The organism is Marinitoga sp. 1154, from assembly GCF_013363285.1.
Lineage (GTDB): Bacteria > Thermotogota > Thermotogae > Petrotogales > Petrotogaceae > Marinitoga.
The window spans coordinates 1-14,267 of sequence record NZ_LBFB01000003.1 but is presented as its reverse complement, the minus strand read 5'-3'; the positions used below and the strand labels follow the sequence as shown (position 1 = coordinate 14,267).

General features: G+C 28.8%; 13 protein-coding genes. 9 read left to right on the top strand and 4 right to left on the bottom strand.

What is annotated here, in order from left to right:
- Positions 1-213 precede the first annotated feature (213 nt).
- Positions 214-1,875, bottom strand: coding sequence for a hydroxylamine reductase (hcp, locus tag XO12_RS02080; protein ID WP_175419641.1), 1,662 nt, complete (start codon positions 1,873-1,875; stop codon positions 214-216).
- Positions 1,876-1,905: 30 nt separating this feature from the next.
- Entirely contained in the window at positions 1,906-3,105 is a 1,200-nt protein-coding gene (locus XO12_RS02075; protein WP_175419602.1) for a DUF438 domain-containing protein, read from the bottom strand.
- 190 nt (positions 3,106-3,295) lie between these two features.
- On the opposite strand from XO12_RS02075, the gene merA reads away from it, so the two are divergent.
- Genes merA through XO12_RS02060 form a run of 3 tightly spaced genes read left to right on the top strand, consistent with a single transcriptional unit; the run spans position 3,296 to position 5,535 of the window.
- On the top strand, positions 3,296-4,675 hold the full coding sequence (merA, locus tag XO12_RS02070) for a mercury(II) reductase (RefSeq protein ID WP_175419601.1): 1,380 nt from the start codon (positions 3,296-3,298) through the stop codon (positions 4,673-4,675).
- Positions 4,676-4,685: 10 nt separating this feature from the next.
- Positions 4,686-5,285 (top strand): cation transporter, encoded by a 600-nt coding sequence (locus tag XO12_RS02065; RefSeq protein ID WP_175419600.1) that lies wholly within the window; start codon positions 4,686-4,688, stop codon positions 5,283-5,285.
- A 16-nt stretch (positions 5,286-5,301) separates the two neighbouring features.
- Entirely contained in the window at positions 5,302-5,535 is a 234-nt protein-coding gene (locus XO12_RS02060) for a hypothetical protein (protein ID WP_175419599.1), read from the top strand.
- A 41-nt stretch (positions 5,536-5,576) separates the two neighbouring features.
- Here XO12_RS02060 and pyk read toward each other — a convergent pair whose 3' ends face one another.
- On the bottom strand, positions 5,577-6,995 hold the full coding sequence (pyk, locus tag XO12_RS02055; protein ID WP_175419598.1) for a pyruvate kinase: 1,419 nt from the start codon (positions 6,993-6,995) through the stop codon (positions 5,577-5,579).
- A gap of 11 nt (positions 6,996-7,006) precedes the next feature.
- The gene (pfkA, locus tag XO12_RS02050) at positions 7,007-7,966 is read right to left on the bottom strand and encodes a 6-phosphofructokinase (RefSeq protein ID WP_175419640.1); all 960 of its coding nucleotides are present in this window, start codon (positions 7,964-7,966) and stop codon (positions 7,007-7,009) included.
- 167 nt (positions 7,967-8,133) lie between these two features.
- Between pfkA and XO12_RS02045 the strand changes: the two genes are divergently transcribed.
- The 6 genes from XO12_RS02045 to XO12_RS02020 form a co-directional block, all read left to right on the top strand.
- Complete coding sequence (locus tag XO12_RS02045) at positions 8,134-8,349, top strand: DUF2007 domain-containing protein (RefSeq protein WP_047266223.1); 216 nt, start codon at positions 8,134-8,136, stop codon at positions 8,347-8,349.
- On the top strand, positions 8,349-9,455 hold the full coding sequence (gcvT, locus tag XO12_RS02040) for a glycine cleavage system aminomethyltransferase GcvT (protein WP_047266222.1): 1,107 nt from the start codon (positions 8,349-8,351) through the stop codon (positions 9,453-9,455). The genes XO12_RS02045 and gcvT overlap by 1 nt, the downstream gene beginning before the upstream one ends.
- 11 nt (positions 9,456-9,466) lie before the next feature.
- Positions 9,467-9,832, top strand: coding sequence for a glycine cleavage system protein GcvH (gcvH, locus tag XO12_RS02035; protein WP_175419597.1), 366 nt, complete (start codon positions 9,467-9,469; stop codon positions 9,830-9,832).
- A 53-nt stretch (positions 9,833-9,885) separates the two neighbouring features.
- Entirely contained in the window at positions 9,886-11,244 is a 1,359-nt protein-coding gene (gcvPA, locus tag XO12_RS02030; protein ID WP_084822687.1) for an aminomethyl-transferring glycine dehydrogenase subunit GcvPA, read from the top strand.
- Complete coding sequence (gene gcvPB / locus XO12_RS02025) at positions 11,228-12,655, top strand: aminomethyl-transferring glycine dehydrogenase subunit GcvPB (RefSeq protein WP_175419596.1); 1,428 nt, start codon at positions 11,228-11,230, stop codon at positions 12,653-12,655. Before gcvPA ends, gcvPB begins: the two co-directional genes overlap by 17 nt.
- A 312-nt stretch (positions 12,656-12,967) precedes the next feature.
- Positions 12,968-14,267, top strand: a 1,300-nt coding sequence (locus XO12_RS02020) for an AAA-like domain-containing protein (RefSeq protein WP_175419595.1), incomplete at its 3' end; no start/stop codon positions are given.

Sequence of the window (14,267 nt, the reverse complement as noted above, 5' to 3'; positions counted from 1 at the left end):
GGGGATGTAACCATTGTGTGGAATTGTTGGGATATATAATTTCAAAGGAAATGTTGAAAAACATGATTTATATAAAATGTTAAAACAAATAGAACATAGAGGTCCAGATTACAAAAATGTTTAATGTTTTTTTCAATTGCAATATACAACATAATATTATTAATAACAAAAAACCCCTCTGAATTTCAGAGGGGGATAATTATTTTTATTTAATTATTTATTCAAGAAAAATTCAAGATCTTTTTCAACAGTAGTAATAGGATTAATTCCAAAATTGTCAACTAATACTTTCAATACATTTGGTGAAACAAATGCTGGTAATTTCGGACCTAATTTTATTCCTTTTACGCCTAAGTATAATAATGCTAATAATACTGCTACTGCTTTTTGTTCATACCAAGCTATATTATATTCAATTGGTAATTCGTTAATATCTTTTAATCCAAATGCTTCTTTTAATTTTAATGCTGTTACTACTAATGAATAAGAGTCATTACATTGACCTGCATCTAATACCCTTGGAATTCCTCCGATATCTCCAAGTTCTAATGTATTATATCTATATTTTGCACATCCTGCTGTTAAGATAACTGTATCTTTTGGTAAGTTAGCTGCAAACTCTGTATAATATTCTCTTTCTTTATGTCTTCCGTCACAACCAGCCATTACAAAGAACTTTTTAATAGCTCCTGTTTTAACAGCTTCAATTACTTTATCTGCTACTTGAGCTACTTGTTCATGAGCAAAACCTATAACTAATTTTTTTCCTTTTCTTTCTGGAATTGGTCCTAATTCTAACGCCTTCTTTATAACTGGTGAGAAATCTTTTGGTTTTCCATCTGTTCTATTTGGAATATGAGTTAATTTGTCAAATCCAACTAATCCTGTGGTGAATACTCTATCTTTATATGATTCTTTTGGTGGAACTAAACAGTTTGTTGTCATTAATATTGCGCCACCGAATTCTTCGAATTCTTTATCCTGTCTCCACCATGAACCTCCAAAATTTCCTGCTAAGTGTTTATATTTCTTTAATTCTGGATATGCGTGAGCTGGTAACATTTCACCATGTGTATAAATTTTTATTCCTGTTCCTTCTGTTTGTTTTAATAATTCTTCTAAATCCAACAAATCGTGTCCACTGATTAATATAGCTGGTGTATTATATGTACCGGTATAAACTTCTGTAATTTCTGGATTTCCATATGTTGATGTATTAGCTTTATCCAATAATGCCATTACCTCAACTGCATATTTTCCTGTTTCAAGTGTTAAATTTATTAATTCCTCTGCTGTTATATCTTCTCTTAATGTTTCAACTAATCCCTTCTGTAAGAAATATAATATATCATCATTTGAATGTTTTAACACGTATGCATGATCAGCATATGCCGCAATTCCTTTTAATCCATATATTACTAATTGTTTCAAAGATCTGATGTCTTCATCTTTATCGGCCAAAACCCCAACTTCTGCACCTTTTAATTCATAAATTTCTGCTCCACCTGGTTTATACCATTCTGCAGCTTCTGGAATCTTTTCTTCAAATGGTTTACCTTCTTTTGCTACATATGCATCAAGAAATTTATGTTTCATTTTGTCTCTTAATTCTATAGCTTTTTCAATAAATTCTACCATTCTTTCTACTGAAAAGTTAACATTTGTTATGGTTATAAATAATGCTTCTGCGACAAATAAATTTGCTTCATCATCTTTTATATCGTATTCTTTTGCTTTTAAAGTCCAAAAAGATAAACCTTTTGTTAGCCATATTAACATATCCTGTAAATTTGCAACTTCTGGGGTTTTACCACACACACCAAAAGCTTCACACCCTATACCTTTTGCTGCTTCTGAACATTGATAACAAAACATACTACCCATTACTAACACCTCCATAATATTTTAATTTTTTTCGTCATAAATACGTCTTTCGCCTGTTATTTCCTGGATTGGTTTTATATCCTGGGTTACTTCTAAAGTTCCAAGATATTCACCTTTGTCATTTCTTACAGCAAAATATCTTATATATACATATTTTTCTCCTATTTTTAACCAGAAATCAGCATTATCTCTTTTTCCACTTTTAAAATCATTAACAATTTTTTTTACTATATCTACACTTTTAGGAGGATGACAATTTTCTACTTTTCTTCCTAAAATTGCTCTGCTTCTTATAAAAATTCTTTCTTTAGATTCACTAAAATATTTAACTTCATCATTTGCATCAACAAAAGTTATATCTATTGGTAATGTATTCAATATATACTTTAATTGTTCTACTGTTAATTCTCCACTTGGAAGTTTTATTTTCCCTTCTAATACACCTTCTGTTTCACTTTTTTCTAAATCCAATGGTTCTGGATCAAAACAGCAATATCCAATTTCATCAAATTGTTTTCTTATATCAAACCATTCTTCTTTTTTAATTAATTTTAAAGCAGTTGGAAATAAGACAGAATGCTCTTTATGAACATGATTCATAAATAATTCTAATAATGCTAATGAAATATTGTATAAATCTTTTTTTATTTCTTCAAAATTTTTATTATCTTTTATTTTTATAATTTTTTTCCTTAAATCTCTTACCTGATCATGTTCCCTCCACATTATTGCAGGAGGTTTTGTTATTCCGTATTTTTCTATATAGGGAAATAAAACATTTTCTTCTTTTAAAAAATAATTTTCTGCAGCCATAAGATTATCAATGTGAATATTTAAATTCATAAATAGCGGAAACGCTTCCTGAATGGATTTTTTCTCTAATATTTTTTTTGCAATATCTCTTATTTTTTCTGCGGTTTTTATAATGTGTTCATGTTCTTTCATTAAAATATAAATAGGATGCCAGGATTCAACTTCTATTTTTTCTTTATCTATATATTCTTTAAATAAATTAAGATGTACATCACATACTGATTGGATTTGATCAATTGTTATTCCTTCATTATCCATTAATTCCTGTTCTACTAAAGCAATTTCTTCTGCTGATAATTCTCTTATAATGCTTTGTAATTCCTTCTTTAATTCTTCATTATCTTTTTCCTGGTTTACTCTTTTTATCAAGTTTTTTAAATATTCTTTTTTATTAAACAATTCGCTCATATTATCTCCTCGCTTTGTGAAAAATATTATTTATTTACATATTAATTATAACTCATTTTGTCTATTTTGTCTGTAACCAGGGTTACACTATAAAAAATAATATACTTTGTTTTATTAATAGAAATGTAATAATATAAGATTATAATAATATTAAGACACCCTATGTAGGTGGGGTAAGAGGAGGTGGATTATGAAATACGAATTGATTATTATTGGAGGAGGAGCGGCCGGATTTTCTGCAGCACTTGAAGCAGAAAGAAAAAATAAAAAAACTTTGATTATTAATAATAATGAAAATATAGAAATAGGAGGTACATGTGTAAATGTAGGATGTTTCCCTACTAAACATCTGTTATATAAAGCAGAATTGATTTACAAAATACAAAACAATATTTTTGAAGGAATAAAGACAAATCTACAAATTGATTATTCTAAAATTATTGAAGAAAAAGATAAATTGGTATTAAAAGCTAGAAAGGAAAAATATATAAAAATTCTTAAAAATTTAAAGAATGTAGAATTTTTGAATGGAAAAGCAAAATTTATTGATAAAAACACTATTATAGTAAATAACAAAAAAATAAAAGGTGAAAAATTTTTAATTGCTACAGGTTCAAGGACATATATTCCTCAAATACCAGGTTTAGAAAACATTGAATTTTTAACAAATAAAGAAGCTTTAGATTTAAAAGAATTACCGGATAAATTAATTATAATTGGTGGTGGAGCATTAGGACTGGAATTTGCTCAAATATTTTCGAGATTTGGTTCTAAAGTAGTAATATTAGAAGCTACCAATCATATAATGAATGGTGTAGATGATGATTTTGAAAGGTTAATAAGTAATTATTTAAAAGATGAAGGTATAAAAATTATTAAAAATGCAAAAATAAAAGTAATTAAAAATAATGTAGTTATTCTTGAAGATGATAAAAAAATCCAATTTGATAAACTTCTTATTGCCGCAGGAAGAGTTGCAAATACAGATGATTTAGGATTAGAGAAAATAAATATCAAATTAGGAAATAGAAAAGAAATAGTAGTGGATAAGTATTTAAAAGCAGTTGAAAACATCTGGGCTGCTGGAGATGTAATAGGAAATCCTATGCTTGAAACTATTGCTGCTAAGGAAGGAAATTTGGCCGTGAAAAATATGTATTCTGAAAGTAAGGAAAAAATGGATTATAGCATAATACCATATGCTATATTTACGGATCCTCAATTTGCAAGTGTTGGGTTAACTGAAAAAGAAGCAAAAAAGAATGATATAAAAATAAAATGCAATTTTGTTAAACTGGAAAATTTACCAAAGGCTATAGCAATAAAAGACACAAAAGGAGCTATTAGGTTTGTTATTAATGAAAATACCGAAGAAATTTTAGGAATACAGTTATTATCTCCTTTAGCTGGTGATATAATTCATGAAGCAACTATGATTATTAAAAATAAAATGAAAATAAAAGAAGTTATTGAGACAATACATGTTTTTCCAACTCTTTCAGAAATAATAAAACTTGGAGCTCAAGACTTTAAAAGAGATATTTCAAAAATGAGTTGTTGTGTGGAATAGAGGGATAAATATGAAGGGTGTATATAAAATATCCGGAATGACATGTTCTTCATGTGCAAGAACTGTAGAGAAGACATTAAATAAAATACCAGGTATAAAAAAAGCTAATGTGAAATTAGATAAAGAATTGGTAGAGATTACATTTGAAAAAGAAGTTGCTTTTAATATTTTAAAAGGAAAATTATTAGAAACAGGATATGATATAGAAGAAATTAAAGAGAATGAATATAATAAAAAAAGATACAAAGAAAGTAGAAAAAATATGATATTAGCAATAATAATATCACTTCCTGTAATGTTTTTGTTTATTGAAAACAATCTATCACATAAAAATCCAGATTTTTATGTGATAGAAATTATTACAGGTTCATATATAATATTTTATTTAGGAAAATATATAATAATTGATGCATTTAAATCAATAAAAAAATTAAGTTTTAATTTTGATATATTAATATTTTTTATTTCATTAATATCATGGGTATCCGCATTATTGAAATCATTCTCATATCAAATTAAATCTTTTGGTATATTAGGAATAACAATAACAACAATATATTTAATAATAAAATATATGAAAATAAAGAAAAAAACAACAACATTTTCATGATGTTTCAAATGCTGATGTGATTATAGTAAAAGGTGGTGTTTCGGAGATAGTTGATACAGTAGAAATTTCAAGAAAAACATTTTCAGTAATAAAATCTAATTTATTCTGGGCATTTTTCTATAATGTAATAGCTATTCCCGCTGCAATGTCCGGATTATTTCATCCTGCAATTGCAAAAGCAGCAATGGCATTCAGTTCTATAACTGTAGTGCTGAACTCATTAAAGATAAAAAGAGGAAAAAGAAAATAAAAGAAATATTTAAATAAAATAAACTGTGCGATATGCACAGTTTATTTTATTTCTGCAATATGTAAGAAATTAGTTTTACTGGAAAATCCATAAGGGATACCAGCAGTAAATATTATTTTTTCTCCTGATTTTACTAATCCTTCATTTTTTAATGATTGTTTCACTATATATAACATAGTATCTGTACTTACGAACTCATTTACAATCATTGGAGTTACTCCCCATACCAAAGCCAATCTGTTATAAGTTCTTTCTGAATGTGTAACGGCAATAATATTAACATTTTCTCTATATCTTGAAACTGCTCTTGCTGTATAACCTTTATCGGTAACAGCAACAATTGTTTTTATTCCGGTAGAAATAGCAATTTCATTAGCAGCCTTTGAAATAGCATTTGTAGTAGAGTCGTCTTCGTCAAAATCAAAAAATAAGGCACCGTAATGATTCATATATGGTTCAGTTTCTAATGCTACTCTATCCATGACTTTTACAGCTTCTAGAGGATACTTTCCTATTGAAGTTTCTCCAGATAACATAATTGCATCTGTTCCATCAAGAATAGCATTTGCAATATCGGTAGTTTCAGCTCTTGTTGGTACGGGATTTTCTATCATTGTTTCAAGCATTTGTGTTGCTGTAATTACAGGTTTTGATTTTTTATTTGCAATACTTATGATTCTCTTCTGCAATACAGGAATTTTTTCCGCTTCAACTTCAACACCTAAATCACCCCTTGCAACCATTACAGCATCTGATAATTCTATTATTTTTTCAAGATCATTGTCAATGGCTTGTTTTGTTTCTATTTTGCTAATAATCTGAGCATCTAAAGCATTTAACGATTTTAAAATTTCGCGCATTTCAATAACATCTTCTGGTTTTCTTACAAAAGATAAAGCAAAATAATCCACTTCATTTTCAATACCGAATTTAATGTAATCCTTATCTTTATTTGTCAATGCAGGAATTTTTATATCTGCTCCTGGGGCATTGATCCCTCTTCTATGCGTAATAGTTGCAGTGTTTTTTACCTTTGTTTTTATATTTATACCATCAGATTCTATAACTTCTAATTTTAATTTTCCATCATTTACTAGAATTAAATCACCGGGTTTAACATCTTTTGGTAATCCTTTGTAATTTATTGAAACTTTTGTTTCATCTCCTATGATTTCTTCAGCTGTTAGTATAAAATCCTGTCCCTCTTTTAAGGTTACTTCATCTTTGTTAAATTTACCTGTCCTTATTTTAGGCCCTGCTAAATCGAGGAGAATAGCAACAGGTTTACTGAATTCATTTCTTATTTTTTTAATTATTTCTATTCTTTTTTGATGCACTTTGGGACTTTCATGTGATGTATTTAATCTTAGAACATCAGCACCAGCTTTTATTAATTCTCTAACCATATTTTCAGATTCAGTAGCTGGTCCAATAGTAGCAACAATTCTAGTTCTTCTCATAAAATCACTCCTTAAGATAATGTATTTACTAAGTCTATTAATTTAGGATCTAAAATCTTTTTTTCGCTTAAGACTTTTTCAAGTGGAACAGTAACTGTTTGGCCTTTTTCTAAAGCAACCATAGTTCCGAATTTTCCTTCTAAAAGAAAGTTTACTGCAGAATATCCCATTCTTGAAGCTAATATTCTGTCAAATGCAGTTGGGGAACCACCTCTTTGTATATGACCTAAAATAGTTATTCGTGTTTCATAACCTATTTTATTTTCAAAATGTCTTGCAACTGAGTAGGCACTTGCCGCACCTTCAGCAACTACCACAATACAATTGATCTTACCCCTCTTTCTTTCTTTCCAGATTTTATCTGTCAATTCATCATAATCTACAGGAACCTCTGGTATAATAACAGCTTCTGCACCAACAGATAAACCAGACATTAAAGCAATATATCCAGAACCTCTTCCCATAACTTCAACTATAAAAGCTCTTTCATGAGAAGATGCTGTATCTTTTAATTTTTGCATAGCATCCACAGCAGTATTCAAACATGTATCAACACCTATTGCCATATCTGTATCAGGAATATCATTGTCTATGGAGGCTGGAATACCAATAACAGGAATATTGTGTTCTTCAAACAATAGTTTAGCACCTGTTAAACTACCTTCACCCCCTATAACAACTAAACCGTCAACTTTTAAATCCTTTAAATTTTTTGCAGCTTCAGCCCTAATTTCAGGATTTTTAAATTCAGGGACTCTGGCAGTCCTTAATATAGTTCCGCCTTTTTCCATTATCCCTCCTACAGAAGAATAGGTTAATTCAACATAATCTTTATCAAGTATTCCAGCATAACCTTTATAAAATCCGATTACATCAATATTTTTTGAAGATGCAGTTCTGGTAACAGCTCTAACTGCTGCATTCATCCCGGGTGCATCGCCACCACTGGTGATAATACCTATTTTTTTAATTTCAGGCATAAAAATTCCCTCCTTATTATTAAACGTGAAAAACTACGAATATATGAAATTTTTTTCATTTATTGCCGTTTATTGTTATTATACCACGTTTTTTATAAATTTTCTTTTCTTTATAAATACAAATTTTAGATGTATAATACCATTAGTGAGGTGATAAAATGTGGAAATTATTAAAATCGCATATTAATGATTTCGAAGCGCAATTGGTGAAACAGTTATTAGAATCAGAAGGAATAAGCGTATTAGTAAAAGCGCCAAAAGAAATAGGTATAGGAAGAGAGTTTTTTGGAAATGGAACAATAATGAATGTTTTTGTTAAAGAAAATGATTATGAAAATGCAAAAGAAATTTTAGAAAATAAGGAGGCAGATTAATGGAAAATTTAAAGAGGACACCGCTTTTTGAAGAACATGTAAGATTAGGAGCAAAAATGGTTCCATTTGGTGGTTGGGAAATGCCTGTATGGTATTCTTCTTTAAAAGAAGAACATAATGCTGTAAGAAATAACGTGGGAATATTTGATGTTTCCCATATGGGAGAAATTGATATTAAGGGAAAAGAAGCGGTAAAATTCGTAAATTATTTAATAACAAATAATGTAGAAAAAATCAAACCAGAAGAAATAGTTTATTCTCCAATGTTAAATGAAAATGGTGGAATTATAGATGATCTATTAGCTTATAAATATTCAGATACACATCTTTTATTAGTTGTGAATGCTTCAAATATTGAAAAAGATTATAATTGGATATTAAAACAGGCAGAAAAATTCGATGTTAATGTAACAAATATTTCAGATAAAACAGCACAAATAGCTGTTCAAGGTCCAAAAGCTGAAGAAATGTTACAAGAAATATCAGGGGTTGATTTGAAAGAAATTTCATATTATAATTTCACTGAAGGAAGAATTAATGGAATAAAATGTTTAATTTCGAGGACTGGCTATACAGGTGAAGATGGTTTTGAAATTTACTTAGAAAAAGAAGCTGCGGTTCCTATGTGGAGAAAATTAATAGAATTGTTGTCTAAATATGATGGTAAACCAGCAGGATTAGGTGCAAGAGATACATTAAGATTGGAAGCTACCTATTTATTATATGGAAATGATATGACAGATGAAATTACCCCTTTTGAAGCAGGGCTAAAATGGGCAGTTGATATGGAAAAAGATTTCATTGGTAAAGAAACATTATTAAAAGAAAAAGAAATTGGGATTAGAAGAAGATTAAAAGGTATAGAAATGTTAGAAAAAGGTATTCCAAGACATGGTTATAAAATATTTGCTGAGGATAAAGAAGTAGGTTTTATTACAAGTGGAACAATGTCTCCAACATTGGAGAAACCGATAGCATTAGCTATGTTAAATAAACCATATTACAAAAAAGATACAGAAATAGAAGTAGAAATAAGAGGGAAAAGAGTGAAAGCAAAAGTAATAAAAACACCATTTTATAGAGGTAGTGTAAAAAATAGAAAATAACTTAGGAGGGTATGAAAATGAAAAAATTTACAAAAACTCACGAATGGGTAGAAGTAGAAGGTAAAATTGCTACAATAGGAATTACGTCACATGCAGCAGAAGAATTAGGTGATGTAACATTTGTTGAATTACCTGAAGAAGGAAAAGAAATTTCAAAAGGTGAAGTTTTATGCGCTGTAGAATCAGTGAAATCTGCCAGTGATGTTTACTCTCCAATATCAGGAAAAGTTATTGAAGTAAATACAGAATTAGATGCGTCTCCTGAAATTATTAATGAAGATGCAGAAGGAAAAGGTTGGATAGTGAAATTAGAACTTTCTAACGAAAGTGAATTAGAAGAATTATTAAGTGAAGAAGAATATAAAAACTTATTATAATCATGGGGCCCGGTTTTCCGGGTCTTTGAAATTTTAAGAGTGAGGTGAAATAGGTGAAAAATTTTCCATATATTCCACATACAGAAGAAGATATAAAAGAAATGATGAATGTAATTGGAATTGATAATATAAAAGAATTATACAAAGATATTCCTGAATTATTTGATGGGGAATTAAATATACCTGAATCAAAATCGGAAATTGAAGTTAAAAGGGAATTATTAGAATTATCAAAAAGAACTACTAATTTAGAAAATTATGCAATGTTTAGAGGAGCAGGTATTTATAAACATTATGTACCTTCAGCAGTATATCAATTAGCTACAAAAAGGAATTTCTTGACTGCATACACGCCATACCAAGCAGAAGTTTCTCAAGGAACATTACAAGCATTATATGAATTTCAAACAGCTATTTGTGAAATAACAGGTATGGAAGTAGCAAATTCTTCTATGTATGATGGTGGGACAGCTGTTGCTGAGGCCATATTGATGGCATCAAGGGTAAATAGAAAACATAAAGCATTAGTAGCAAAATCAATTCATCCAGAATACATCGAAGTATCAAAAACATATACGGAATCTCAAAATATAGAAATTGAATTAATTGATTATGATGAAAAAACAGGAAGGATAAATTTAGAAGATTTGAAATCTAAAATAGATGAAAATACGAGTTCAGTTGTAATTTCATATCCGAATTTTTTTGGAATTATTGAAAATATTAAACAAATAAAAGAAATATTACCTGAAAAAGTATTATTAATAGTAAATGCATATCCCATAGCCCTAGGGTTATTAGAATCACCAGGGAATTTAGGTGCAGATATAGTTGTTGGTGAAGGTCAATCATTAGGAAATTACATGTCTTTTGGAGGTCCTACTTTTGGTTTCTTCGCATCAAAACAAAAGTATATAAGACAAATGCCCGGAAGAATTATTGGAGAAACAATCGATGCAGATGGAAAAAAAGGTTTTGTAATGGTATTGCAAACAAGAGAACAACATATTAGAAGAGCAAGAGCTACATCGAATATTTGTTCAAATCATGCATTAATGGCTGTTATTGCATCTGTTTATTTAAGCATTATTGGAAGAGAAGGATTAAAAGAAATAGCTTATCAAAATTACCAAAAAGCGCATTATTTAGCGAAAAAATTAATTGAATCAGAAAAATTTGATCCTGTTTTTGAAGGAGAATTTTTCAATGAATTTGTTATAAAACCAAGATTTGATTTAGATGTATTTAATAAAAAATTATTAGAAGAAAAATATATAGGACCTTTAAACTTAGGGAAATTCTTTGAAGATAAGAAAAATTATGCATTATTCTGTTCAACAGAATTAAACACAAAAGAAGAAATTGATTATTTGATTTCTAAGGTAGGTGAAATAGATGAAATTGATTTTTGAAAAAGATAAAAGTGGAAGAACCGCATTTTCTCTACCAAAATTAGATGTTCCTGAAACAAAAATTGAATTAGAAGAAGAATTATTAAGAAAAAAAGAACCAAGTTTACCCCAAGTACATGAATTAGAAATTGTTAGACATTATAACGAATTAGAAAGAAAAAATCATTCTGTGGATAGTGGATTTTATCCTTTAGGTTCTTGTACAATGAAATATAATCCGATGTTAAACGAAGAAATGGCAAACTTATTTAACAATATACATCCGTATTTAGAAGAAGAGCATATTCAAGGAGCGCTTGAATTGATGTATAATTTACAAAAATATCTTGGTGAAATAACAGGTATGGATGCCGTTACATTGCAACCAGCAGCAGGAGCACATGGTGAATTAACAGGAATGCTTATTGTAAGAAAATATATAGAAGATAATGGTTATGCAAATAAAACAAAAGTTATTTTGCCAGATTCTGCTCATGGAACAAATCCAGCTTCTGCAAAAATGGCAGGGTTTGATGTTGTTGAAGTAAAATCAGGGCCAGATGGAAGAGTAGATTTAGAAGAATTTAAAAAAGTTATGGATGATAGTGTTGCTGCGATAATGTTAACAAATCCAAATACACTTGGTTTATTTGAAAAAGATATATTAGAAATGGCAAAATTAGCTCATGAACATAATGCATTATTGTATTATGATGGTGCAAACTTGAATGCAATAATGGGAAAAGTAAGACCTGGAGATATGGGGTTTGATATAGTTCATTTGAATTTACATAAAACATTCTCAACACCGCATGGAATGGGTGGTCCGGGTAGTGGTCCGGTAGGTGTAAAAGAAAAATTAAAGGATTACTTACCAAAGCCTATTGTAGACATAAATGAAGAAGGAAAATATTATTTAAATTATAATATTCCAAAAAGTATAGGAAGATTAAGAACTTTTTATGGGAACTTTAGTGTTATGGTTAGAGCTTATACATATATATTAATGATGGGAAAAGAAGGATTAAAGTTTGCAAGTGAAATGGCTGTTTTAAATGCTAACTATTTAAGGAAAAAATTAGAAAAAGAATTTAAAATAGCATATAACGAAATATGCAAACATGAGTTTATAATAGACGGAACTTTCTTAAAAGAATATGGAGTAAAAACTTTAGATTTTGCAAAAAGATTATTAGATTACGGTATACATCCGCCAACAATTTATTTCCCGTTAATAGTTCATGAAGCGATGATGATAGAGCCAACAGAAACAGAATCTAAAGAAGAATTAGATCACTTTATAGATGTGATGCATAAAATATTGGAAGAAGCCAAAACAAATCCGGAAATATTAAAAGAAGCTCCAGTAAATACACCAGTAAGAAGGTTAAATGAAACTGTTGCTAATAAACAATTGAAACTTAGAGGATGATATATTAGAGAAAATAATTTAGTACGCCATTCTATGATTGGAATGGCGTTTTTTTTATTGGCTTATAATAAAAATTAATAAAAACTCATGCATCTAAGGATGTAATTATTAATGTAAAAAGAACTATAAAAATAAATATTAGTTAAATTTATGCTATAATAAAAAAGAAAGCAAAAGTATGATTAGAATAGATGCATATAAGTATATGGAGGTATGAATATTTTCTTTGAAAATATTAAAAAGTTTTTATTTTAAAATATTAAATTTTTATCCTACAACCCGCCGTAAGCGTGTAACACCGGAGGTGAAATAATGAGAAGATTCTGTACAAGTGGTCCTGTTGATAAAAAGACCTGTTATTATGTTGAGCGACCCGATATAATGAAAGAAGCACTTGATCATATAGAAAATTGTAGGTACTTTACAGTATCAGCACCGAGGCAAAGTGGAAAAACAACATTGTTAAATGATATTGTTGAAAAAACAAAAGATAAATATTTACCTATTTTTATTTCTTTTGAAAGTTATGGGAGTAAGAGCGAAGAAGATTTTCTTGAAACACTTGTAATTGATATATTGGATGATATAGAATATAGATATAATAAAAAAATTAAACTAAAAATACCAAAAAAGCTTGATAAAATAAGAGAGATGTTAAAGGAATTGTATGAAAAGATAGGAAAAGAAATAATATTAATGATAGACGAATTTGAAAAATTAGATGAAAAAATAATGAATGAGTTCTTGCATATAATACGAAGTATATATCACAAAAAACAAATATACAAGCTCAGAAGTGTAATATTAATAAGCGTAGGATATCTAAGCGGAATATTAGAAGACAACGCTAGTCCATTTAACATAGCAGAACATTTAGAAGTGCCATACTTTACCAAAGAACAAGTATATGATTTACTAAATCAACATGAAACAGAAACAGGACAAATATTCGAAGAAAAAGTAAAAGAATTAATATGGCACAACGCAGCAGGACAACCAGGATTAACCAATGGACTTGCATATGACTTAGTAATGAAAAAAGCAAAAGGAGAAAAAATAATAACAGAAAAACATTTTGAAAAAACATTATATGATTATATAAGGAAATACATAGATAAAAACATGGAAAATATAATATCAAAAGCGAAAAAAGAAAAAGAATTAATGATGAAAATATTATTTGAGCCAGAAAGCATTGAATTTGATATAAGCGATGATAGAATCAAGTTTTTATATTTAAATGGGGTAATAGATGACTGTGACGGTAAATGTTGTGTAAAAGTACCGTTATATTATAAAAAGTTATACAATCATTTCAAACCACAAATTAATGGAGAAAAAAATTATATGGCAACAATAAAAGATACAATAAAACCATATATAAAAGAAGATGGAAGCTTGGATTTAAACAAATTGATGAAAAGATATATAAGATACATAAAAGAACGAGGAGCAGTAATGTTCAAAGGCAGGAACTATTATGAGGGAGTATATCAATACAATCTTGATCAATTTCTTGGATTATATGTAGAAGCGGCAGATGGAAAAGTATATCCAGAAACACATGTTGGCGGAGGAAGGATAGACTTATTAATAAACATACATAACAAAG

What these genes read in the sequence shown, in the direction of transcription:
- XO12_RS02065 (WP_175419600.1), top strand. Translation starts at nt 4,686, where the DNA reads ATGAAGGGTGTATATAAAATATCCGGAATGACATGTTCTTCATGTGCA.
- gcvT (WP_047266222.1), top strand. Translation starts at nt 8,349, where the DNA reads ATGGAAAATTTAAAGAGGACACCGCTTTTTGAAGAACATGTAAGATTA.
- pyk (WP_175419598.1), bottom strand. Translation starts at nt 6,995, where the DNA reads ATGAGAAGAACTAGAATTGTTGCTACTATTGGACCAGCTACTGAATCT.
- XO12_RS02045 (WP_047266223.1), top strand. Translation starts at nt 8,134, where the DNA reads ATGTGGAAATTATTAAAATCGCATATTAATGATTTCGAAGCGCAATTG.
- XO12_RS02075 (WP_175419602.1), bottom strand. Translation starts at nt 3,105, where the DNA reads ATGAGCGAATTGTTTAATAAAAAAGAATATTTAAAAAACTTGATAAAA.
- hcp (WP_175419641.1), bottom strand. Translation starts at nt 1,875, where the DNA reads ATGTTTTGTTATCAATGTTCAGAAGCAGCAAAAGGTATAGGGTGTGAA.
- gcvH (WP_175419597.1), top strand. Translation starts at nt 9,467, where the DNA reads ATGAAAATGAAAAAATTTACAAAAACTCACGAATGGGTAGAAGTAGAA.
- merA (WP_175419601.1), top strand. Translation starts at nt 3,296, where the DNA reads ATGAAATACGAATTGATTATTATTGGAGGAGGAGCGGCCGGATTTTCT.
- gcvPB (WP_175419596.1), top strand. Translation starts at nt 11,228, where the DNA reads ATGAAATTGATTTTTGAAAAAGATAAAAGTGGAAGAACCGCATTTTCT.